The sequence below is a fragment of the Pelosinus sp. UFO1 genome (assembly GCF_000725345.1).
Taxonomy (GTDB): Bacteria; Bacillota; Negativicutes; order DSM-13327; family DSM-13327; genus Pelosinus.
In genome coordinates this window covers 3,296,711-3,320,917 of record NZ_CP008852.1, presented here as the reverse complement: position 1 = coordinate 3,320,917, position 24,207 = coordinate 3,296,711, and the positions used below count along the sequence as shown (strand labels likewise).

The following is a 24,207-nucleotide window of genomic DNA, read 5'->3' as shown; positions in this document are numbered from 1 at the left end:
TTGGGGAGTAGAACAGGTACACTTTTCGCCTTCATCTATATCTGATAGAAATTGGGAGTGAATGAATAGTGCAATGTTTTGTTAAAAGAAATTTCACGCGTACATTTGAAGCTGATAAATTACCCAAATTACTTTATGCTTGCAAGGCAGAAGCTGATTTAACAAAGCTGCCTTGTGTGATGCAGATGCATGAAGATCGTCTAGAAATTTTATTTATCAGGCATGGCAGAGGAATTCATACAATTGGCGGACGACAGTATCAAACCCAAGAAGGTGATATTCTAATTTTTAACAGCGGTGTTATCCATGATGAGCGTGCTAATCCCCAAACAGGAATGAGCGTATATAACTGCGCGGTCACGAATTTGAAACTAGAGGGTATGCGGGAAAACTGCTTGATTATTGACGGTGCAAATCCAGTTTTGCCTAGTGGCGCATTGCGTAAGGATATTGAAAGCTTATTTAGCATGATATACTCGCAGCTTTACTCCCAAAATGGGGGAGCAGAGGAAATCAGTAATCACTTGCTATGTAGCCTTATCACTATTATTCTAAAGCAAGTTGATGGGGCTGGAGTATTAGAAGTAGCGAATGAAGATATGTTGGATAAAAACATAAAAAAATATATTGATGAGCATTGTTTTGAGGATCTGACTTTGGAATGTATTAGTAGGGCATTGCATATTAGTCCCTCCTATTTATGTAATGTTTTTAAGAAAACCACAGGATATGCTCCGATTCAATACATTACGTGCCGCAGGATCGGAAAAGCCCAATCCTTGCTCCTCGGCACAAAGTATAGTGCGACTACCATTGCAACTATGGTAGGATATGACAACTCTAATTATTTTAATACGCTTTTCACCAAAATTGTGGGGATGACTCCAATCAAATATCGAAAACGCTGGGTGGATAAAGGACGAATAGAGGAGCATCAAGCACTATAGATAAGAAAAAAGTTACAATAATAATTTCCTTGGCCGGACAATTGTCAAGGAAATTATTATCTGAAAATTAAAAATAAAAAGAAAATACAGATTTTAGTTTTGAAAGGAAGTAGTTCTAAGGAGGTAGCCTTATGAGTGTAAATACAACTGAAATACAGCCACCATCACAGTCTTTTCTACGAACCATTATGATTATATCGACTTTTGGCGGGCTCTTATTTGGGTATGATACAGGTGTTATTAACGGTGCATTACCATATATGTCAGCACCGGATCAATTGAATCTGACGCCCCTTACGGAAGGTTTGGTAGTCAGTTCTTTGCTCCTTGGTGCCGCGCTGGGATCGATAGTGGGTGGGGTGCTAGCTGATAAGCACGGCCGCCGCAGAAATATTATTCATTTGGCCTTAATGTTCTTTTTGGCAGCTATTGGCTGCACTTTGGCACCCAATGTAGAGATCATGGTTATCTGCCGATTTTTACTTGGCTTGGCGGTGGGTGGTGCTTCTGTTACTGTGCCGACCTATTTAGCAGAAATGTCACTGATGGAAAATCGGGGGCGCATGGTTACGCAAAATGAACTGATGATCGTATCAGGGCAGTTTCTCGCTTTTGTTGTTAACGCGATTTTTGGAGTTATGCTAGGTGATGCAGGACATGTGTGGCGGTATATGCTAGTTGTTGCTGCTCTTCCGGCCGTTGTATTATATTTCGGGATGCTGAGAATGCCCGAAAGTCCCCGCTGGCTGATTTCGAAAGGAAAGATCAGTGAAGCCTTGCAGGTTTTAAGAAGGGTACGTCAAAGCGAGGAAAAAGCCATTGCTGAATTTAATGAAATTCAGGATAACGTTGAGGCTGAAGCCCAAATGGGAAAAGCTACTTGGAAAGATTTAAATTTACCCTGGGTGCGGCGGCTTCTTGTTGTGGGAATTGGTGTTGCCATTGCTAGTCAATGTACAGGTATTAATACTATTATGTACTACGGCACACAGATCTTGAAGGATGCGGGATTTTCTACGAAAGCAGCTTTGATTGGCAATACTGTAAATGGTCTAGCATCAGTTGTGTCTACTAGCATCGGCATTTGGCTGATAGGAAAAGTGAGACGCCGTCAGATGTTGTTGACCGGACTGGCTGGAACGACTCTGGCATTATTCCTGATTGCCATGGCATCTATGCTGATGCAGGGGTCGCCACTACTACCTTATATCGTAGTTGGCTTGACAGTAATGTTTTTAGCATTTATGCAGGGGGCAATTGGACCGATACTATGGTTACTGCTTGCAGAAATTTTCCCACTACGTCTGCGCGGTCTCGGCATGGGAGTTTGTGTACTATTTGTTTGGATTACTAATTTTATAATTGGCTTCTTTTTCCCAGCTTTATTAAGCAACTTTGGTTTATATATTACATTTTTTATCTTTGTTGCCATTGGTATTATCTCACTGATCTTTGTAAAAATGTATGTACCAGAAACCACAGGACGTACCCTTGAAGAACTAGAAAGTGATTTTCGCAATTACTATAAAAATGATGTGAGTGTTTAAAGGTATTAACAAAACAGTCTCATGTATGAGGCTCAGGAGCAGAGATAAACTGATGTGCACTATAGTAGCGCAATGAAAAGAACTCTAAAAAAGAAGGATGGAAAACATAATGGAAAATTTAGAACAAATTGCATTTTCACTGATTTCTGATGCAGGTGACGCGCAAGCGTTAATGATGCAGGCGCTGGAATCGGTAAAGATTGGAGATTATGAACATGCCAATACATTGATGGTAGAGGCTGAAGAAAAAATGCATAAAGCGCATCGCGTACAGACAGGATTGATTAAAAAGGAAGCCGAAGGAGAAAAGGACCAATGCACGGTTTTGATTGCTCATTCGCTAGATTATCTAATGAATGCAATGCTGGCAAAAAAGTTAGTTCAGGAAATAATCTATCTCCACAAAAAATAGGTTGATGGGGTCCAAGGTGTTGACATGTAGGGTACGAGAATAGTATTGCTACATAAAAAATGATGCACATTATGAAATAAGTTTGGATAGATTTCGAATCATAGATTGATTGGGGGAAAATAAAATGAAATTATCAATTTGTACTGATAGTATGGGTAATTTATCTTATGAGGATATGTTAGATAAAGTTAAAGGTATGGGCATTGACTATGTAGAAATGACAGTTGGTGGTTGGTCGCCGGCTCCTCATATACGTGTTGATGAGTTATTAGGCAGTGAAGAAAAATTAGCAGCTTTTAAGAAAGCCCTTACTGATCGTGGAATGGGAATTGCTGCATTAAACTGCTCAGGAAATCCTTTGGATCCAGGGCCAATGGGAGAAGCACACCGTGCTGCGGTTGATAAAACATTGGAATTAGCAAAACTATTAAGAGTAGAAAAAATCGTTTCCATGTCAGGACTTCCTGCGGCAAATGCAAAGGACACAGTTCCTAACTGGATTACGTATACTGTAAGTTGGCCTGCAACTTTACAAGATGTAATGAAATACCAATGGGAAGAAGTTGCTATTCCTTATTGGAAAAAAGTTGTAGAAAAAGCTAAATCATGTGGTGTTAAAAAAATTGCCTTAGAAAACTTCACATCCATGTTAGTATACAATCCAGAAACATTATTTAAATTAAGAAATGCAGTTGATCCTATGATTGGACTCAACTTAGATCCATCTCACTTAATGTTTATGGGGGCTGATCCAATTCAATCAGCACGTGCGCTAGGTGATGCCATCCATCACGTACATGGAAAAGATGTAAGAATCGAAAGAGGTCTTGCTGAGGTTAATGGCTTACTTGAAACTAAAGTAGTAGAAGATTGTGCAAATCGTGCATGGAACTATGTTGCCGTAGGTTGCGGTCATGATTTACAGTGGTGGAAAGAATTCTTCTCCGTTGTAAAAATGTTGGGCTATGATGAACATGTTTCCCTCGAAATGGAGGACTTAACAATGTCTGTTGAAGCTGGAATTAAAACATCGGTAGATGCATTGAAGCAAAGCATAAGCCTATAAATCAAACAAATTTATTTTGAGCTCGGCTAGTATGTTTATAATTAACTAAGCAGACTGCAAATAATAATTTTATTAAATCTCTAATGTATAAAGTTCGTTTTAGCGTATAAGCAATCTTACCGATGTATTTGCTAACTTTACGCTATCCTGATTAAAACGCTTATGCGGGGGCCGAAGGATTGCCTTTTTCATTAGATAAGGCAAATGGAGGTAAAATACAAAATGAAGATTGCATTTGATCCCGACGTTATCAGATACTTGTCAATCACTGAAATGGTACACAAGATCTCAGAGATGGGGTTTGAGTATATAGAGCAATCGCCCCATCCTCAAATTTTACCATTCTACAAGCATCCGAAAGCAAGTAAGGAAATTATTGCAGAGTATAAGAAAGCATTAAAAGAAACCGGCGTTGCGATTTCTTCGATGATTCCGATCTACAACTGGTCAGGTCCAGACGAAGAACGTCGGCAAGCTGCTGTTAAGAATTGGAAACGTGCTATTGAAATTGCAGTTGAACTAAATGTTAATGTAATGAATACGGAGCTTGCTGGAGATCCGCATCAGCCAATTATTTGTGAAGAAATGTTTTACAAATCCATGGAAGAGCTGCTGCCAATTTTTGAAAGAGAAGGTATTCGACTCGACATACAATCTCATCCCTATGATTTTTGTGAAAATGGCAATGAGACAGTTGATATTGTTAAATCTTTGCGCAGTAATCATGTAAAATATCTTTATTGTGCAGCTCATACTTTCTTTTATGACAATGGTGTAGGAGATATTGCAGGTATGCTTGATTATGCTGGCGATGATTTATCACATGTTATTATCGCGGACACGTTAAATCAAACAAAGAATTGCCGTTATATTGTAAACCCTCCAGGTGTAAGTGCTACCGTTCATCAGCATGTAGGACTTGGTGAAGGAGATGTTGATTTTGACGCTTTCTTCAAGAAACTTCGTGAAATGAAGTTTGCGCAGAGAGAAGATACCATTGCTTCTGTTTCTTTATTTGGATTCCCAGAAAAAATAGCTTATCAAGCACCTGAGATACTAGCAAGGATAAAAAAAGAATTACTATAAGTCAGATAATTGCTAGGTATTGCTGCTGGACCATAACGTCATAAGAGGCTTTCAGAGATGGTATCAGTGGAATTATTCAGACCAGTACTATGGGAAGAGGCAATCAAAATTAGTAAGAAAGACAGAAGCTGCTATAAGGAAATATTTCGATAATAAATAAGAGTATTAATAAATAGAAAATCCTAAAAAGATATGAGCTAGCATCATTTTGTAATGGTGCCAGCTCATTTTTGAACTAGATAGATCCTGGTGCATAAAGATATCCCCTCGGTGTTAAATTTCATCACTGGGGGATATTTTTATATGCCTTTTAATATAGGAGGCTTTCCCTATAAATAGTTAATTAGGGAGATAACTACATCAGGGAGTTAATAGGGATATATTATTTGCCGTGAAAAAATCCACATATTCATTAGGGGGAAGTATGTCAGTGATGAAATAATTAAAATCTTCTAACCTACCATATGTCATTAAAGAAGCAACATTAATTTTGGTATGATCAACTAATAAAGCTGTTGTTGTACTGTTTTCGATTAAATACCTTTTGATCTGAGATTCAAGAGGGGATATATTTGTTACACCTTTTGCTAAAGATACCCCTGTTGATGCTAAAAATGCTTTTTCGATATTATAATTTCTAAGAAAGGTTGTTACTTCATTGCCTGTGAGTGAATTAGTTCCACGATAGACCACGCCGCCAGTAGAAATTATATTTAAGTTTGGATAAGGGATGGCAGCAATGATAGCATGTATATTGGAAGTGATAATCGTTATATTTCTCTTAGTGGCAAGAAATGGGATCATATGTTTAGTCGTGGTTCCGGAATCAATAAAAATAACATTATCATCATCTACCAGATCGCTTGCAAGTTTTGCGATCTGTTTTTTTTCTGTCTGATTCTTTATCTCTCTGGATTCAAATGGTTCGCGAGATTCAACAGCGTTTTTCTGATTGATAGTGATGCCACCATATACTTTTTTTATGACGCCTTTTTTTGCTAATTCGCTAATATCTCTTCTAATTGTATTTTTTGAAACTTTAAAAACATCACATAGTCGATCTAAAGAAACGTGCTCTAATTGACGCGTATATTTTTCAATTTCGCTAATTCGGTTGATTTTCAATTTATTACCTCACATTACTTATTCTTCTAATATTATATGCAATAATAACTCATCATTCAAGCTTAATTGTAAAAATATGAGTAACTTTTGATAATGTTCTATGGCTATATAGTAAATGACTTAACTAAAAATGAATAATGAAGTACCCCTGTTTAAAAGAGTTACAATAATAGTGAGATTTGTTATTTTGAAGAAGTTTACTAAGAACATTGTTTAGAAGCTTCAGCTTGAAAATTAGTAAGTCCTTAGTATATCCAAGTAAATATAAATTGCAATATTAAGAAATGCATATTGACAAATATTGGGAATTATAGTAATTTGAGTATGAGTTGATCAACAACTCATCACTTGTCATCGAAATATAACAAAAAAATAAATTGGATTTAATGTATTTGGATAAGTTTTGGTGGTGATTTGATTAAGTTTATGTAAAAAGGTGAACTTGAGTTGGAGCATTTTTACCTTGTATCACAATGGATTGTATTTACTTCAAATCAAGTACAGAGTATCGTTTAGACCATGGTTGTAAATAAGCAGTTAGCTAAGGAGAGGTGGCATAATTATGTTAAAGATTGGTATTATCGGAGTAGGTAGAATTGGTAAAGTACATGCGGAAGGTATCAGTAAATATGTGAAGGGAGCAGAAGTAACGGCTATTGCGGATCCATTTTTGGACGAAACTGGGGAACAATGGGCGAAATCATTAGGCATTCAACATATTAGTAAGGATTATCGTAGCATTTTGGCAGATACAGAAATTGATGCTGTGTTGGTCTGTTCATCGACTGACACTCATTCACAGATTTCTTTAGAAGCGATTAAAGCTGGTAAACACGTATTCTGTGAGAAACCTGTTGATCATAATGTAGAAAAAATTAAAGAAGTAATGAAAGCAGTGCAAAGTTCTAAATACAAATATCAGGTTGGCTTTAATCGCCGTTTTGATCACAATTTCAGATCAGTCAAAGAAGCTGTAGCAGCAGGTAAAATTGGGACACAGCATATTATTAAAATTACTTCTCGTGATCCCGAAGCGCCACCTATTAGTTATGTAAAAGTATCAGGTGGAATGTTTCTTGACATGACGATTCATGATTTTGATATGGTTCGCTATTTGTCGGGTAGTGAAGTCGTGGAAGTCTATGCTGTAGGTAGCGTATTAGTGGACCCTTCGATTGGTAAAGCTGGCGATATTGATACGGCAATAATCACCATGAAACTGAAAAATGGTGCTATGGCGGTAATTGATAATTGTAGACGTGCGTCTTATGGTTATGACCAACGAGCAGAAGTCTTTGGTTCTAAAGGAGCAGTAGAAATTGGTAACGATACTTCTTCGACTACGTTATTGAGTACGATTGATGGTGTTGTAGCTGAAAAACCATTGCATTTTTTCTTGGAAAGATATATGCAGGCCTATACCACTGAAATTCAAGAATTTGTTGTTGCAATAGAGAATAATACTGCTGTTCCGGTGAGTGTTACAGATGGTTTAGAGCCGGTTATTATAGGATTAGCTGCTAAGAAATCTTTGGATGAAAATAGACCCGTTACAATAGCTGAAATCAAAAATACCTTTGGTTTATAATACATTTATTCCGCTAGGTATACATAAAAAGCTTGCAAGGATATACAGGAAACGGCTGATATGTAATAACGTAGTTGATGATTTATTGCTTTAAAGCATTAGATGTATTGGGAGGGTTAAGCATGAGTGAATACTTTTTAAGTCTCAAAGGAATCTGTAAAAGGTTTCCTGGTGTGAATGCCTTGACAGACGTCAGTTTGGATATCAAAAATGGTGAAATTCATGCTCTTTGCGGTGAAAATGGAGCGGGAAAATCCACGTTTATCAAAATACTAACCGGTGTGTATCAGAGTAATGATGGTGAGATGTTTTGTGAAGATAAAGTCGTTCAGTTTAATAATACAAAAGAATCATTTTCTTTAGGTATTACAGCAATTTATCAAGAATTAAGTATAGTCCCTAATATGACTGTTACAGAAAACATTTTTTTAGGTCGGGAGTTACGAATTCCAAGAGTCGGGTTACTAGATTATCATAAAATGAATCATTTGGCGAAACGTGCTTTACTGGAACTTGGGATTGATATTGATGTGACTAAGTCAGCTAGTGAATATATGCTGGGGTATCAACAGATGATTGAAATTGCTCGTGCACTAATTGCCAATGCAAAGCTAATTATTATGGATGAGCCAACGTCTAGTCTATCAGGCCGCGAAGTAGAGGTTTTGTTGAAAAACATACATAAGCTAAGAGAAAAAGGTATTGCAGTTATTTATATCTCCCATCGGTTAGAAGAGGTATTGGCCATAGCTGACCGTATTACAGTGATCCGCGACGGCTACAAAATTGCAACGATGGAGCGATGTGAAGCGGATGAAGAAAAAATCATTCGCTTAATGGTAGGACGTACTCTGGAAGAAAAATTTCCTAGACACCAAACTCAAAAAGGAGATATCGCTTTAAGGGTTAGGAATCTAAATCAAGCAGGAATACTAAATAACGTGTCCTTTGATTTACATAAAGGAGAGGTAATTGGATTTGCGGGACTAGTTGGTGCAGGGCGAACTGAATTAGCAAGGGCGATTTTTGGTGCAGATAAAATTGACAGTGGAATTATCGAAATATTTGGGAAAAAGGTAGAAATTAATAGTCCAAAGGATGCTATTCAACACGGTATGGCTTTTCTTACAGAAGACCGCAAGGGTCAAGGACTGATTCTGATGCATGATATTATTGTAAATTCCACTTTGACTGGACTGAAGAAATTTTGCAAGTTTGGCTACTTTATTGACCAAAAGATGTTGACTGCTGAAGTCGATAAAATGATGCGAGAACTACAGATTCACCCTGCTATTCCAAAGATGACTACTCGCTTGTTATCTGGTGGTAATCAGCAGAAGGTGGTAATTGCTAAATGGTTGTGCTCAAAGGCAAAAATATTTATTTTTGATGAACCGACCCGTGGTATTGATGTTGGTGCTAAAGTCGAGGTTTATAATCTTATCAATCGTCTGGTTGGTGAAGGAGCGGCGGTGGTTGTTATTTCTTCTGAATTACCTGAAGTTATGGGAATTAGTGATCGCATTTTAGTGATGAATAGTGGAGAAATAACAGGTGAGTTTTCCTGTTTAGAAGTTACACCAGAAAAAATTTTAAAAGCTGCTACAGGAGGTATTAATAATGAATACAAACATGCCTGAAGTACAGAGTTATGAGGGGGCGCAAAAAACACAATTTCTTCAGCTGGTAAAAAAAATGGGTTCCTTACTTGGGTTATTAGGTTTATCCCTTGTGTTGACACTTGCATCTCCTTATTTTTTAACGATGGATAATATTATGAATGTTGCCAGGCAGTCAGCTATTAACAGTCTGATTGCGATTGGAATGTTATTAACGATTTTAACAGCTGGGATTGATTTATCAGTTGGTTCAATTTTAGCATTGAGTACCGTTATGATGGGAATTGTTGTTGTAAAGATGGGAATGTCTCCTATCATTGGCGTACTTGTGTGTTTAGGTATAGGTATACTTCTTGGGTGGCTTAATGGAATTATGTTAACTAAAATGTCGCTGCCACATCCTTTTATTTCTACATTAGGAACGATGAATGTGGCTCGTGGCTTGGCCTTAATTGTAACAGCTGCTTCGCCAATTTCGAATTTCCCGACATCAATACAATTTCTGGGGGCATCTTTTGTAGGACCTATACCGGTTAGCTTTATTTTGGTATTAGTAGTGTATGCTCTTTTCCACGTTTTTCTTAATTATACTACTGTTGGGCGCTATATTTATGCCGTAGGCGGTAATCCGGAAGCAACGCGTTTGTCTGGAATAAGCATTGATAAAGTTCTAATTATCGTTTATACCATCAGTGGCTTAATGGCAGCTTTAGGCGGACTGGTTCTAGTCGGGCGAGTCAATTCAGCATACCCTTTAGCTGGTTTGGGGTATGAATTTGATGCGATTGCAGCATGTATTATTGGCGGTGCAAGTTTTATGGGAGGTGAGGGTACCGTTTGGGGAACATTAATTGGTTCCATGATTATGGCGGTACTAAGAAACGGCTTGAACCTTTTGAGTGTCTCTGCTGAAATGCAGACCGTTGCTATTGGTATTGTTATTATCCTTGCAGTATATGTAGATGTACTGCGCCATAAGGCAGCTGCAAGAGTTAAGGCATGAAAAATAAGCATGGTATAGACACTGAAGACTATCATGATAAGGAGGTGAAAATGAGAATAGAAATAAACTGATCATTAAAGCTCTGGAACTATTAAATTGAGAAAAGAGGGGTTAGGATGAAAAAGTACACTCCTTTGGCGGTAGCGTTGTTTTTGATAATTGCTCTTATAGCCACTGGTTGTGGTAGTACCCAAACCCAAACGCAAAAAGAACCTGAGAAAATGAAAATAGGTGTAGTAGTGAAAGCATTAAATAGTGATTATTGGAAAATAGTAGAATCTGGAGCTAAAGCAGCAGGAGAAAAATATGGTGTTGAAGTAAAAGTTCTTGGTCCTAATGCAGAGACGGATGTAACTGGGCAAATTTCTTTGATTGAAGATCAAGTAACTAGGAAAGTAAGTGCGTTAGTAGTAGCTCCTTCCCAAGCCGCTAGTGCCATCCCCGTTTTCAATCGAGCCAAAGATTCTAAAATTCCTGTGATTCTTGCTGATACGGATGCAGAGTGGGAGGCGAAAGCTTCTTTTGTAGGTACTGGTAACTTTAATGGTGGTAAACTTGCAGGGGAATACTTTGGGAAAAAACTTCCGAAGGGATCAAAAATAGTTGTTTTGCGTGGTGCTTTAGGTGATCCCACTCATGACGAGCGAGTCAACGGCTGTATCGAAGGTTTAAAAACTGCAGGTTTGGAAGTGGCTGTAACGCAGCCTGCTAATAGCGAACGTTCCATGGCAGTAACTGTAATTGAAAATATTCTGCAAAGTAAACAGGAATTTGCTGCTGTCTTTGCCACAAATGATGAGATGGCACTGGGAGCAGCCAAAGCCTTAGAAGATGCTGGGAAGAAAATAATTGTGGTTGGCTTCGACGGTTCTCCTGATGCATTGGCTTCCATTAGTGCTGGAAAACTGGATGCATCTGTAGCACAAAGTCCATATAATATAGGTTTTAAAAGTGTAGAAGCGGCTGTTAAAATCGCTAAAGGTGAAACGATTGAAAAACGTATAGATACTGGTACGGAAATTGTTAATGCTGAAAATATTAAGCAAAAAAGTGATGATTTAAAAAAGATTTTGGGTAAATAAAATTTAAAAAAGAATCTGATGATCTTTACAAGCGCATGCATATACGATCAGTTACACTTATTTCAATGATATTTTTCGCAATAGATGCGTGCGCTTGCAAAAGAGGGAGAGAGCTACTTTTTATTTTAATAGTATGCAGTGTTGTACTTTAAAAGGACTAACTCTGCTAAAGTTATAACTATGATCGGACGTGGATGATATGAAAAAATCGGCATGTATTGAAATGCTGTTTACAGAAGTTCCTTTCGAAGAAAGATTTTTTTTGGCAAAAGAGGCGGGATTCCATTATATTGAATTTTGGTCATGGAAAGATAAAGATATAGCAAAGATAAAATCTTTATGTGAGAAATATGACTTGAGAATTGCCAGTTTTTCGGGTGATCAGGATTTTTCTATGATTCATCAAGAGGAGAATGAAGATTATATTTCTTTTGTTGTGGAATCAATACATACTGCACTATTTCTTGACTGTAAGTATCTTGTGCTGCACTCTAATGCTTTAGGCGCGGGTGGAAAAGTAGTGAATGCTTTTCCTGAAATAAGTACATACGAAAAATTTGATAATATGTTTCATGTTTTAAGCAGATTAGCACCGATTGCCGAGCAAAATGAGATTACATTGGTTTTAGAAGCACTGAACACTCAGGTAGATCATGTGAATAATTTTTTAGCCTATACCAAGGATGCTGCGGCATTAATTACTATGGTTAAATCAAATTATATTAAGATTTTATATGATGTCTATCATATGCAAATAAATGAGGGGAATATCATTGATTCCATAACTAGATATATAAAATTAATCGGTTATATACATATAGCCGATGTTCCAGGCAGAAATGAACCGGGCACTGGAGAAATAAATTATAAAAATGTAATGGAGCGATTCAGGCAGCTTGGTTATGATGGAGTTGTAGGTTTTGAACTTCTTCCTACGCGAACTTCTATGAAAGTAGCTAGAGAATTATTAGAGCTTTAAGCTTTAGGTTCTTATATTGGCTTTGCTTATCATAACTTTTCCGTGGAATCAAAAAGCGTTGTTGACAATATTCATACATATGAGGTTTTTCGGCAGCAAGTGAAGAACAGTCTGCTTCTATGGAACAAATTGCAATAGCTAGTCAGGAACTGGCAAAATTGGCAGAGCAGTTAAGTAACGCGGTAAATAAATTCCGTGTGTAGCAATAGAAAAAAATTAGAATAAAAAGCGATATTGCCATATTGGTTGTTTCATTTATGTAAATCTAGGAGGGGTACTGTTATGGATTTGCGTATTGGCGTAATTGGAACTGGAGCCATTGGAGAGGATCATATCCGCAGACTCACGGATGTCATTACGGGAGCAAAAGTTGTAGCGTTATCTGACATAAATATAGATCGTGCTAAGAAAATTGCCGACCAATATAATGCAAAGGTTTATGTAACTGGTGAAGAAGTTATTGCAGCACCAGAGGTAGATGCTATTGTTATTGCATCTTGGGATCCAACGCATGCCCAATATGTACTTACTGCTATTAAGGCCAGAAAATTTGTCTTATGCGAAAAGCCGTTGGCTACTTCGGCAGAAGATTGTAAAAAAATTATAGAAGCTGAAATTGCCGAAGGCAAGCAGCTGGTACAGGTTGGTTTTATGAGACGTTTTGATAGAGGCTACAGACAAATTAAATCTGCTATTGAAGACGACAAAATTGGTGAGCCATTGCTGCTTCATTGTGTGCATAGAAATCGTATTCCTGGACCTAAACATACTACAGAAATGAGTATTAAGAATTCTGTTATTCATGAAATTGATGTATTGCGCTGGCTATTGGGCGAAGAATATAAGACTGCTCAAGTATTGATACCGAGAAGTTCCCGTCTTGCAGCAGATGGTTTGCGTGATCCACAGATTGTGCTATTGGAAACACAGAGTGGGGTTCGGATCGATATAGAATCCTTTGTTAATTGTCAGTATGGTTATGATGTTCAGTGCGAAGTAGTAGGTGAAACGGGTACGGTTCGTCTCCCAGATCCTGCTGCTATTGTGATGCGCTCGCAAGGGGCACTTTCCTATGAAATTTTTTCTGACTGGTCAGATCGATTTATTGAAGCATACGACATAGAATTTCAGCAGTGGATCGATGGGGTAAAACAGGGTATGGTAACAGGACCCACTGCATGGGATGGATATGCTGCATGTATTACAGCGGATGCTTGTACTGAGGCCAGAGAAAAGGGTACCATTGTGCCGATTGAAATGCCTGAGTGTCCACAATTTTATAGTAAATAAAGGAGAAGCTGCCGATGAAGCTATCTTATATACCTGATTCACTGGGATATATGAACTTTGAGGAAATGTTAGACATGGTTCAGAGTCTTGGAGTTCAGGCTTTGGAAATTCCAACAGGCAACTGGTCAAAAGCACCCCATCTAAACCTTGACGAGCTTATCACCAGTAAAATAGCTAGAGATAAATATATGGATGCCTTAAAAAAGCGAGATATTGAGCTGATCGCACTGAACTGTTCAGGCAATCCCTTGGCATATGAAAAAGATATGGTTGTTACCCAAAAGACATTTCAGCTTGCTGAAATGTTAGGAATTAAAAAAATTATTATGATGAGCGGCCTGCCAGTGGGATGCAAGGGGGATAGCACACCTGTATGGGTGACAACAAGCTGGCCGCCCGAAACACAGGATGTGCTCAAATATCAGTGGGAGGACGTGGCTATTCCTGCATGGCACAAGTTAGTAAAGGATGCAGAAAGCTGTGGTATTGAGCGTATTGCCTTGGAAAATCACGGCTGCCAGCTGGTTTACAATCCCGAAACCCTCATCAGACTCAGGGGCGAAGTTGGTAAGATGATTGGTATGAATTTGGACCCGGGGCATATGTTCTGGATGGGAGGAGACCCTATTGAGGCTGTACGTGTATTAGATGAAGCACTTTATCATATTCATGGCAAAGATTCTAGGCTGGAGCGCAGATTGGTGGGGGCAAATGGCGTACTAGACACGAAAACGATTGACCGCTTTGCGGAGCGTTCGTGGAATTATGTAGCAGTAGGATGCGGCCACGACTTGCTATGGTGGAAAGAATTCTTTTCAGTTTGCCGTATGGCAGCCTACGACGATTATGTATCTCTAGAGATGGAGGACATGACTATGACACCACTAGCAGGAGTGAAAACTTCCATTGATGCACTTAGACTAACCATTAGTAAATAAATAGCTGATGATGAAATGGTCGCTTCCTTATATTGAGGTTGCGATCTTTATTTTTTCAAAAGAGGTACAACTTCCGGTGGCACTTCGACTGCAGCTAATTAAGTTAATCAAATTCAGACAGCAGGAGCAATTATAATTAATCATGGAAATTTACAGAAAAATATGATACATTGTTAAAAACCAAAGGGAGAAAAACAATGAAGAGAAATGAAATTCACGTTATTTATGGCAGTGATTGCCGTAAAATGATTTATGAAATGCTGGAGAGCATTCAGCTTATCAAGGACCTGAATGTGGATATGCATATTGGTATAAAGCCAAATTTGGTTGTCGCGAAGCCTGCCAAAGAAGGGGCAACGACCTCTCCGTCTATTGTGGAAGGCGTAATTCAATATTTGCAGAATCATGGGTGTAAGAACATTAGTATCATGGAAGGCTCCTGGGTAGGGGATAGTACGAAACGGGCCTTTAAAGTATGCGGTTATGAAGATCTTGCCCAGAAGTACAATGTACCTCTTTATGATTTAAAAGATGATTCTTCTGTAGTAAGGCAAGTAGGAGATCTAGAGTTGCATGTTTGTCAAAGGCCATTGCAAGTTGACTTTTTGATTAACATTCCAGTGTTGAAAGCTCACTGCCAGACATTGATGACTTGTGCCTTAAAAAATTTAAAGGGCTGTATTCCTGATAAAGAAAAGAGAAGGTTCCATACTCTTGGCCTTACGAAACCAATTGGTTACTTAGCAAAGGCAATTCCCATGGGCCTTATTATTGTTGATGGCATGGCAGGTGATCTTACTTTTGAAGAAGGCGGTAACCCTGTACAGATGGATCGAATTATTATAGGGAAAGATCCAGTATTATTGGATACTTATGCCGCGTCCTTGTTGGGATATACGAAAGAAGATATTGAATATATTGGCATTGCTGAGGGTATGGGAGTAGGTTCGAGTAATCTTGCCATGGCAAACATACAAGAATATGATGTAGGACTCAAAAGAAACAGTGAATTTAAAACCTCAAATCAAGTAAGACATTTGACAAAAAAGGTAATTGCCAAAAGTGCCTGCTCGGCTTGCTATGGTAGTTTGGTTCATGCCTTACAACGTCTGGATGATATAGATATGTTAAAATCTATATGTAAACCTATTTATATAGGACAAGATTTTCAAGGGCAGGAATTGGAGGGCATTGGAATTGGACGTTGTACCAATAAATGTACCCAATCGGTAGTAGGCTGTCCACCGAACGCTATGGATATATTGGAAGTACTTAATAACAATCTATCTCGATGACTATACTAAAGCCTTTTATGAATTTGGCGTATTAATTCCACTAACGGCAGCCCAAACCCTCAAAGCAGAGGTATGGGCGATGCCGATCATGGTAGCTTAGTGAAATACCACGAGAAAATGGCTAAAATTGAAGTAAAACGATAAAAAATAGTAAGGCTCCTTATCTTTTGATGGGAGGCTTTACTGTAAACAATAATAATGGAGTGTTAATATGAAAATAGTTGTATTAGATGGTTATACTTTAAACCCTGGTGACTTGAGCTGGGACGGATTAAAAGCATTAGGTGATGTAGCTGTTTATGATAGAACTCCTGCCGAGAAAACGATTGAAAGAATTGGGGATGCAGAAATCGTTTTCACTAATAAAACGGTGATTAATAAAGAAATATTTGCTGCTTGTTCAGGCATAAAGTTTATTGGTGTATTAGCAACGGGCTATAATGTTGTTGATGTAGATATTGCTAAGGAAAAAGGTATTCCTGTAGCCAATATTCCAACCTATGGAACAACAGCCGTATCTCAAATTACCATAGCACTGCTCCTCGAAGTATGTCATCATATTGGGGAACACAGCAAAAGTGTTATGAATGGTGATTGGACCAATTGCCCAGATTGGTGCTATTGGAATTATCCTCTCATCGAGCTTGCGGGTAAAACGTTAGGTATTATCGGTTTTGGTAGAATAGGGCAAGCTACAGCTAAAATTGCCCAAGCACTAGGCATGAAAGTATTAGCCTTTGATTCCTATGAAATTGACGCTTTGAAAAGCGATACGCTGCAATATGTAAGCCTTGATGAACTCTTGGCTAACTCGGATGTTATATCACTACATTGTCCTTTATTTGACAGCACAAAAGGAATTGTTAACAAAAGCAATATTGCGAAAATGAAAGATGGCGTCATCCTTATCAATACATCTCGTGGTCCACTCGTTGTGGAAGAAGATTTGGCAGAAGCCTTAAATAGCGGTAAAGTATATGCAGCAGCTCTTGATGTTGTGTCAACGGAACCAATTAAAGCAGATAATCCTCTACTTACGGCTAAAAATTGCATTATTACACCACATATTGCTTGGGCACCTAAAGAATCCAGATCAAGACTGATGGATATTGCAGTTGATAACCTAGCAAAATTCTTAGAAAATACACCTGTTAATATTGTAAATAAGTAACGCCATGTGCCCTAAAGTAACTGGTTAAGAAGGCACTAATGCAGAAGTAGTGAAAAGTAATTTCCAATATGAAAAATAGAACACAAAGAAGGGATTTAAGTGCCCACTTTGTGTTCTATTTTTATTTTGCTATGTAAGTAATTCTACTGACCTGTAATTCGATTAATTCTGTCTGCGATATCTTGGCCGCTTTCATCATTATCCGCAGGGGTCATAATCCGTTGATCACCAATATAAACTGCACCGTCGCTGTCTACATAGGCAGTGCTAAGAGCATTGTTATGGTATACTTTAGCAAGATTTCCAGCAACTAAATACGCTCTTTCTTCAGCCATCAGTCCAAAGGCCTTTGTTGGAGTGACAATATCTTGGCCTTTAAGTTGTACTGTTTTATCTTTTTTTACCGTAACTACTCCGCCACTAAAGTCTGTCATATGTTTGGCAAAATTATTAATTCGGTCACTAGTTTTTGGATGATTATTAGGATTAATCACTTTACTTAATCCTTCATGCCAGAGCTCGCCCAGTTTGGCACGGAGTACAACCATGGAGGCAGCGCCTCCTCCTGGGTTATAACCCGCAGCCACTGCATTCGCAAATCCTGCATTATCTGCATTCCATTCCTGTTGCATGGTAATGACTTCATTATTTACATAGTTGCCTGCGGCACTACTCAGTACGGTGCTGGTTGTATTCGGATTGTTTTGTATATATAAGTCGACCAAGACACCAATTCCCACTGCTTTTTTAGTTCCTTCAACCGGGTCTTTGTGCTCGCCATGAGACATTTCATGGCCCAAAACAGCAGCTAATTCATCTTCATTTAATAATTCTACGGCCCCTCGATTGACTGCAACTATATGTCCTAAAGTACAAAAGGCATTAAAAGATTTATCAGGCGTAACATATACGGCATAGTGCTCTTTTACAATTCCATTTGACATAAGTCTGTTAGCGATACTATCCACCTTAGTCGTCATTGCCTCATTTTCATAAACGCCAGTTTGACGCTGAGTTTGCTGTAATAAATCCTTCTGGTGATTATCGTTTAGATTGTTTAACTGTCCATTAATATAGGCAAAGGCCAAACCACCGTATAGCAAAGTTTGCATAGTACTGGCTGCTTCTACCTTACCCAAATTTGTGAAATTAGACAGTAAAAGAATAAAAGCGACGAGAAAACTAGATGTTATTTTCCTGAAGATGCTTTTTTTCATAATGGTTCGTCTCCTGTAAATAGTTTCACTTACCATTTTACCAAGGGAATTTTTGCAAGGCAAGGTCAAATGTGGTATACAACTATAATTAATTGCAATAAAAATTATGGATCTGCAAGTAATGAAATAGGTTAGAAATTTTTTGGTTTGTAAGTATTTGCTAATGAATGAAGGAAAAGGTAATTTAATGGCGAAATTTAGTAAAGTGTAAAACGGTGTTGCGATAGTATGCCACATTAACAATGTTTATACCCTTGTACTGTAAGACGCACAAATATGAGATGTAATAGGTTTATTCTTATTAAATAAAAATAATAATCTTACTAGAGGAGGTTAAAGTAATGTACTCTTTTTCCTCACTTGCAGAGTTTGCGACTTTGAGGGATTCGATCAAAAAAGAGTTGGATCGACACTGCGGAGAGGATGCTCTTCGCCTATTTCTTGCAATTAATGAAGGTGTTAATAATGCAATTTTTCATGGTAATAAACAAGATGCTTCTAAAAAAGTACATCTTTCTATGGTGAAACTACCGAATGAAATGAAAATTACGATTCGCGATGAAGGCGAAGGATTTTTAGTTTCAAAGGAGTCCAAGACAACGGAGCTGTGGCAAGAAGATGGTAGAGGAATTAATTTAATAAAACATTATGTGGACTCTTATTGGTTAAATGATCTAGGAAATGAAGTCACATTTGTGAAAAAAATTAATACAGTATAGATCTTTTTAAAAAATATAAGCTTAAAAACGCGATTTCGAAAGGGGATAATAGTATGGAAATTAGCACGAATACTAACAGGGAAGAAGTTACGGTTAATTTAGTAGGTAGTTTGTATGTAGAAGATGCTGCAATTTTAAGAGAAAAGTTGCTTGCCTTTATGGAGTCGGGACACAAACAATTTATCATTAAGCTCCATGAGGTGGAGTATATTGATAGTTCGGGCTTAGGTGTCCTTGTTGCTATACAGAAAAAAGCATTACAAAAAGAGGGTGGTGTAGTTCTGGTAGGTGCCAAAGGTATCGTGAAAGAACTCTTTGAACTAACAAGACTAAACAAAGTCTTTACCATGCAACCGTAGATGAGGGGATGGACACGTGAGTTTTTTGCATTCGAATATTTTCGGTGAGAGCTGTGGTTATTGCCAACGCATTGACCTGTTAAATATGATTAATGATCCTTTTATACTAATAGATTTTGAAAATGGAAAAATTCTTTTTATGAATCGCAAGGCATTAGATATGTATCAATATTCAGAGGAAGAGTGTCTTACAAAATTCGTTAAAGATATTAGCCACAATTCGGCCAGGTTGATACAGGAAAATCTGGATTTAGCTAAGAAACAAAAAGATGGCTATGTTTTTACTGCCAATCATATTAAGAAGGACGGTTCTATTTTTAAAGTAGAAATAAGCTCGCGTTATATGAGTTTACATGGAAAGTTTGTTTTTGCCGCTGTGGTACGAAATCTAACATCGAATGGTAAAATGCGCGAAGAAATTCAACTGGCAGGTAAGGTGCAGCGTAGATTGCTGCCAAGGGATACAGACAATCATTTATTTCGTACTTTTTCTATCTACCAACCCGCTAATTATATTAGCGGAGATTTATATGATTACGTGTTTCAGGAAGAATCACAAAAATTGTATGGCATTGTAATTGATGTTATGGGACACGGACTCGCAGCAGCGTTTCAAACGAACCTTTTAAAATATCTTTTCTTAAGAGTAGTCGATAAAAAGAAATCCGTAAAAGATAAGCTAGCCTGGATGAATAAGGAAGTTATGCCCTTTTTTACGGGCGGAGAATTTGCCGGTGTGTTTTTATTTGAATTTGATTTTACGTGTAATACTCTTACCTATTCGGCGGGAGGAATTAATTATTTTATAAGTATCAAGAATCAAAAGGCGCAAATAACAAAGGCTCCTGGAATTTTCTTAGGAATTAAAGAAGGAGAAACTTTTGATCAAGATACGTATTCTTTTCAGCCAGGTGAAGGTTTCCTATTTTTAACAGATGGCTTATTTGAGCGGTTTAAACAACCGTTAGAACAGGAACTCAATTTCGAGAGCTTACTTGAAATGTGTGAAAAAATTGTTACTAGTGGAGAATGTCGTGATGATGCCACAGGTTTGGGAATTATGCTCCATTAAATAATATAAAGGTGATGAAATAAAGTGAAATTACAACTTAAAATAGGTACTAAAATTGCAGCTAGCTTTGGTGTGGTGATAGCCTTAATTTTGATTATGGCTATCAATTCCTTAATTTCACTAGGAAATGCCAAAGATGATTTAGAAAAAATTGAGCAAGCAAATGTTCGAATGACCCTTGCTAACGACATTGCCTATCAATATAAAGTAACTGTATCAGGCCTTCGTGCCTATGTTGCCTACGGTGATGATGCATACCTAGGTAAAATTGATAGTGACTTTGAGAAGGTTATAAAATTAGAAAAGGATTTATTGGCTCTTGCTAGACCGGACAAAAAGGCAGAGGTACAAAATGTTATTGATGAAACCACTAAATATAAAAATGCAGTTTTATCTGAGTTTGTGCCTAATGCAAAACAATACAACACATTGCTAGCTGCAGGAAATTATTCTGCGGCGCAAGAGTATAAAGTGAAATTAGTAGAATTCGCAAAACGGGTAGCACCGCAAGCGGCAGCGATTGAAAAAGCCTTAGACGGTTTTGCCGCGATCAATGTTGAGTTATCAAAAGGTCTTGTTGCGCAAAGTATTGCAAATGGTAAGAGTGTAATGACCACCTCTACGGTTATTAGTGTGCTTGTCTTAGTGTTAGGTATCATTATTGCGATTACATTAACGAATATGATTCGTCGGCCGATCACAAAACTTACTGCCATTGCACATCAATATGCACAGGGTGATTTACGCGGTGATATTGAGGTAACAAGTTCAGATGAAATAGGGCAACTGGCAGGGTCTTTACAAGAGATGCATAAACATTTTGTAGAGATGATTAGTAATATTCGTTCGGCGTCCGAGCAATTGGCTGCTGCTTCGCAAGAAATGGCGGCATCAACAGAAGAGGTAACCTCTTCTAGTGAAGAAGTATCTGCTAATATGCAACAATTAGCGCAAGAAGCGGATTTAGGAAATCGGTCCATGTTAGAGGCATCACAAGCGCTGGTTGAGTTATCTAGTCTGATACAAATTGCAAAATCTAAGGCTGATAATACAGTGGAAAATTCAGAAACTACACTGGTCGCCGCGGAAGATGGGCGACATAGAGTAACAGATTCTGTTACGCGCATGGATAATATAAAAGAGCAGACCCAGCATTCAAGTCAAATCATTGGCGAACTTAACACCTACTCTCAGCAGATCTCTCAGATCACGAATACGATCACTAACTTAGCAAAACAAACCAATCTTTTAGCTCTTAACGCTGCTATTGAGGCGGCTCGGGCAGGGGAACATGGACGAGGGTTTGCTGTAGTTGCAGAAGAAGTTCGAAAATTAGCAGAGCAGTCAGACCAAGGGGCACAAGAGATTACTTCCCTAGTGAATGTGGTTACTGAAAAAACAAATTTAGCTGTCGCCGCAATGGCCCAAAATGTGGTAGAGGTTGAATCTGGAGTTTCTACCGTTAATGCAGCCGGGAAAGCCTTGGATAGCATTTTGCTAGAGGTAAAGAAAACAGTAATGGAAACACAGGAAATTGGCAAAGTAACTTCTTCAGAAGTTGCAAGTTCTGAACAAATTATAAAATTAATCGATGCTCTTGCAACAATGATTGAAAGCGTTGCAGCTCACGGTGAGGAAATCGCCGCTTCTTCTCAGCAACAATCGGCTGCAATGCAGACGGTAGCTGCTAGTGCAGAAGAAACCAGCGCTATGGCCCATCAATTAAAAGGCTCGGTAGAAAAGTTTAAGGTGTAAATTTAGAAGCATTTTATAGGACCATAAAAAACAAGTAAAAAGTATCTGTAGAACCCAATTGTTCTACAGATTATTTTTTTGCTCCAATGAAATATTTACCATTTATTATGTTATATTGTGTATAATGAAAGTAAGATAATTCAGAAAAATAATCCTAGGATGGTGCAATATTGGGAGCTTTCCGTACCTTCTTAAAGGGAGAAAACCTTCGTTTTAAACTACTGCTATATTTCTTTACCTTAATTTTATTGCCCACTGTTACCTTGGGAGTACTAGGAAACGTAATTTATAGTAAGTCAATAGAAGATCAGGCCACGGTTCACACGGGTCAAATGATCGAGCAGGTAACTCGTAACGTAGAATTTTACATTCACGATATGGAAAATATAATTTACTATCTATCCGATGATCCTCAGATTATCGCCTTTATGAAACACCAAAATGATGAAAACGATAGTGAAGATATGATTCAAGAATCCAGGCGAGTACTCAAAACTTATTCAGATGTACATCAAGAGGTTGCAGGAATATTAGTGGTCAATGATAACAATTTTTATATTAGCAACGGAATGGATCGGATTTCTCGTGACCCTCTTACGGAGGAGTCATGGTATAAACGAGCCTTTGCATCACCAAAGGTGATACACCTGTTCAGTAAGCCCATTGGTCGTAATATCAAAGCAACCTTAAATTATAGTGGTGATGAAGTTGTTTCTATTGCTAAGGCCGTTATGGATCCTCTTACAGGTAGACGACTAGGTGTCATTCTAATTGATCTCAAATTAGAAAAAATCAAACAAGTGATTGAAGCCATTACTCTAGGAAAAAATGGATTCCTTTATATTATGGATGCAAATGGCGGTATTGTATATGCTCCTATCAATCCCATTGTGTATCGAGTCAAAAATGAATGGCTCACTGATTACAACAATAGCATTGTCAAAACCATTCAAGGTAGTGAGTTTCAGATTATTTATAAAGATTCAACCTATACGAACTGGAAAACGATTGGTGTCTTTTCTTTAAATGAAACATTACAAGAAGTGACAAACCTTCGCCACTATTCAATTATGATTGGAATCATTACGTTAGTGCTGGCAGTCATCGCCGCTTTCTTTTTTACCGCATCCATCGCAAAACCCCTAAGTAAGTTGCGTATGTTAATGAAAAGAGCGGAGGAAGGAGATTTAAGCGTACGTTTTAATAGTCGTTACAATGATGAAATTGGTCAGCTTGGTAATAGTTTTAACAATATGATAAAAGAAATCAGTAATTTAATAGATATGGTGTATGTAGAACAACGACGAAAACGCGAGGCAGAATTAAAAACCTTACAAGCACAAATTAAGCCCCATTTTTTGTACAATACCTTATATACAATCCAGTGGATGGCCCAAGAACATGGGGCGCAAGATGTAGTTAAGATTCTAGGTGCACTAGCAAATCTGTTTCGTATTGGTCTTAGTAAAGGGAAAGAAATGATTCAAGTCCATGAAGAATTGGAGCATGTAGGCAGTTACTTGGCGATTCAAAAAGCTCGTTACGAAGACAAATTGACCTACGAGATACATTATGATGAGGAAATAATACATTATAGAGTTTTGAAGTTAATCCTGCAGCCGCTCGTCGAGAATGCAATTTACCATGGTATTAATGCTAGGCGGGGAGGCGGTAAAATCATTATTACTGGTAGTGTAAAAGAGGAGAAATTATATTTTAGTGTAGTAGATAATGGTATTGGTATAACAAAAGAAAAACTGAAAGAAATACGAGAATTACTTGACAACAACCATGTTGAACCAGCCGCCGCAGGGTTTGGTATTTTTAATGTTAATGAACGAATTCGCTTGTCTTTTGGTAAAGAATACGGATTAATTTATACTAGCGTTTATGAAGAAGGTACTAAAGTAGAACTCTGGCATCCATTAATTTAAAAT

The 24,207-nt window shown here is 37.9% G+C and carries 21 protein-coding genes and 1 pseudogene; 20 read left to right on the top strand and 2 right to left on the bottom strand.

From position 1 onward, the window contains the following. Positions 1–68 precede the first annotated feature (68 nt). The 5 genes from UFO1_RS15765 to UFO1_RS15745 all read left to right on the top strand — a co-directional run bounded on the left by UFO1_RS15765 (position 69) and on the right by UFO1_RS15745 (position 5,058). Positions 69–947 carry an AraC family transcriptional regulator gene (locus UFO1_RS15765; RefSeq protein WP_144390890.1) on the top strand — a complete coding sequence of 293 codons (879 nt, stop codon included), beginning with the start codon at positions 69–71 and terminating at the stop codon, positions 945–947. Between the two features lie 131 nt (positions 948–1,078). Next, on the top strand, positions 1,079–2,494 hold the full coding sequence (locus tag UFO1_RS15760) for a sugar porter family MFS transporter (protein ID WP_038672331.1): 1,416 nt from the start codon (positions 1,079–1,081) through the stop codon (positions 2,492–2,494). A 109-nt stretch (positions 2,495–2,603) separates the two neighbouring features. Then, the gene (locus tag UFO1_RS15755) at positions 2,604–2,906 is read left to right on the top strand and encodes a PTS lactose/cellobiose transporter subunit IIA (RefSeq protein WP_038672328.1); all 303 of its coding nucleotides are present in this window, start codon (positions 2,604–2,606) and stop codon (positions 2,904–2,906) included. Between the two features lie 124 nt (positions 2,907–3,030). Further along, complete coding sequence (locus tag UFO1_RS15750; RefSeq protein ID WP_038672326.1) at positions 3,031–3,972, top strand: sugar phosphate isomerase/epimerase; 942 nt, start codon at positions 3,031–3,033, stop codon at positions 3,970–3,972. A 222-nt stretch (positions 3,973–4,194) separates the two neighbouring features. Then, positions 4,195–5,058 carry a sugar phosphate isomerase/epimerase gene (locus UFO1_RS15745; protein ID WP_038672323.1) on the top strand — a complete coding sequence of 288 codons (864 nt, stop codon included), beginning with the start codon at positions 4,195–4,197 and terminating at the stop codon, positions 5,056–5,058. 360 nt (positions 5,059–5,418) lie between these two features. On the opposite strand, the gene UFO1_RS15740 is transcribed toward UFO1_RS15745, so the two are convergent. Then, positions 5,419–6,183: a DeoR/GlpR family DNA-binding transcription regulator gene (locus tag UFO1_RS15740; RefSeq protein ID WP_038672322.1), complete on the bottom strand. Its 765-nt coding sequence runs from the start codon at positions 6,181–6,183 to the stop codon at positions 5,419–5,421. A 562-nt stretch (positions 6,184–6,745) separates the two neighbouring features. Here UFO1_RS15740 and iolG point away from each other — a divergent pair. The 10 genes and pseudogenes from iolG to UFO1_RS15695 all read left to right on the top strand — a co-directional run bounded on the left by iolG (position 6,746) and on the right by UFO1_RS15695 (position 17,148). Then, positions 6,746–7,771 (top strand): inositol 2-dehydrogenase, encoded by a 1,026-nt coding sequence (gene iolG / locus UFO1_RS15735; protein ID WP_038672320.1) that lies wholly within the window; start codon positions 6,746–6,748, stop codon positions 7,769–7,771. A 122-nt stretch (positions 7,772–7,893) separates the two neighbouring features. Next, a complete protein-coding gene (locus UFO1_RS15730) occupies positions 7,894–9,411 on the top strand; it encodes a sugar ABC transporter ATP-binding protein (protein WP_038672318.1) in 1,518 nt (505 codons plus the stop codon). After that, on the top strand, positions 9,392–10,393 hold the full coding sequence (locus UFO1_RS15725) for an ABC transporter permease (RefSeq protein ID WP_038672316.1): 1,002 nt from the start codon (positions 9,392–9,394) through the stop codon (positions 10,391–10,393). The genes UFO1_RS15730 and UFO1_RS15725 overlap by 20 nt, the downstream gene beginning before the upstream one ends. A 116-nt stretch (positions 10,394–10,509) precedes the next feature. After that, the gene (locus UFO1_RS15720) at positions 10,510–11,475 is read left to right on the top strand and encodes a sugar ABC transporter substrate-binding protein (protein ID WP_038672314.1); all 966 of its coding nucleotides are present in this window, start codon (positions 10,510–10,512) and stop codon (positions 11,473–11,475) included. Positions 11,476–11,674: 199 nt separating this feature from the next. Beyond that, positions 11,675–12,454, top strand: coding sequence for a hydroxypyruvate isomerase family protein (locus UFO1_RS15715; protein ID WP_038672313.1), 780 nt, complete (start codon positions 11,675–11,677; stop codon positions 12,452–12,454). Positions 12,455–12,543: 89 nt separating this feature from the next. After that, positions 12,544–12,657: pseudogene (locus UFO1_RS26230) on the top strand (methyl-accepting chemotaxis protein); the annotation flags it as partial. 79 nt (positions 12,658–12,736) lie between these two features. Continuing rightward, positions 12,737–13,744, top strand: a complete 1,008-nt coding sequence (locus UFO1_RS15710) for a Gfo/Idh/MocA family protein (RefSeq protein ID WP_038672311.1) — start codon at positions 12,737–12,739, stop codon at positions 13,742–13,744. Between the two features lie 14 nt (positions 13,745–13,758). Further along, positions 13,759–14,682 (top strand): sugar phosphate isomerase/epimerase, encoded by a 924-nt coding sequence (locus UFO1_RS15705; protein WP_038672309.1) that lies wholly within the window; start codon positions 13,759–13,761, stop codon positions 14,680–14,682. Positions 14,683–14,879: 197 nt separating this feature from the next. Continuing rightward, entirely contained in the window at positions 14,880–15,977 is a 1,098-nt protein-coding gene (locus UFO1_RS15700) for a DUF362 domain-containing protein (RefSeq protein WP_038672307.1), read from the top strand. Between the two features lie 211 nt (positions 15,978–16,188). Beyond that, positions 16,189–17,148 carry a D-2-hydroxyacid dehydrogenase gene (locus tag UFO1_RS15695; protein ID WP_038672305.1) on the top strand — a complete coding sequence of 320 codons (960 nt, stop codon included), beginning with the start codon at positions 16,189–16,191 and terminating at the stop codon, positions 17,146–17,148. 143 nt (positions 17,149–17,291) lie between these two features. Here UFO1_RS15695 and UFO1_RS15690 read toward each other — a convergent pair whose 3' ends face one another. After that, positions 17,292–18,365, bottom strand: coding sequence for a M48 family metallopeptidase (locus UFO1_RS15690; protein WP_051788966.1), 1,074 nt, complete (start codon positions 18,363–18,365; stop codon positions 17,292–17,294). Positions 18,366–18,706: 341 nt separating this feature from the next. Here UFO1_RS15690 and UFO1_RS15685 point away from each other — a divergent pair, with 341 nt between their 5' ends. The 5 genes from UFO1_RS15685 to UFO1_RS15665 all read left to right on the top strand — a co-directional run bounded on the left by UFO1_RS15685 (position 18,707) and on the right by UFO1_RS15665 (position 24,204). Continuing rightward, positions 18,707–19,084, top strand: coding sequence for an ATP-binding protein (locus tag UFO1_RS15685; RefSeq protein ID WP_038672303.1), 378 nt, complete (start codon positions 18,707–18,709; stop codon positions 19,082–19,084). Positions 19,085–19,137: 53 nt separating this feature from the next. Further along, on the top strand, positions 19,138–19,443 hold the full coding sequence (locus UFO1_RS15680; protein ID WP_038672301.1) for an STAS domain-containing protein: 306 nt from the start codon (positions 19,138–19,140) through the stop codon (positions 19,441–19,443). Between the two features lie 16 nt (positions 19,444–19,459). Then, the gene (locus UFO1_RS15675; protein WP_236639218.1) at positions 19,460–20,515 is read left to right on the top strand and encodes a SpoIIE family protein phosphatase; all 1,056 of its coding nucleotides are present in this window, start codon (positions 19,460–19,462) and stop codon (positions 20,513–20,515) included. Between the two features lie 24 nt (positions 20,516–20,539). Further along, positions 20,540–22,270 carry a methyl-accepting chemotaxis protein gene (locus tag UFO1_RS15670; protein WP_038672299.1) on the top strand — a complete coding sequence of 577 codons (1,731 nt, stop codon included), beginning with the start codon at positions 20,540–20,542 and terminating at the stop codon, positions 22,268–22,270. 170 nt (positions 22,271–22,440) lie between these two features. Beyond that, positions 22,441–24,204, top strand: coding sequence for a sensor histidine kinase (locus UFO1_RS15665; protein ID WP_038672297.1), 1,764 nt, complete (start codon positions 22,441–22,443; stop codon positions 24,202–24,204). Positions 24,205–24,207 lie beyond the last annotated feature (3 nt).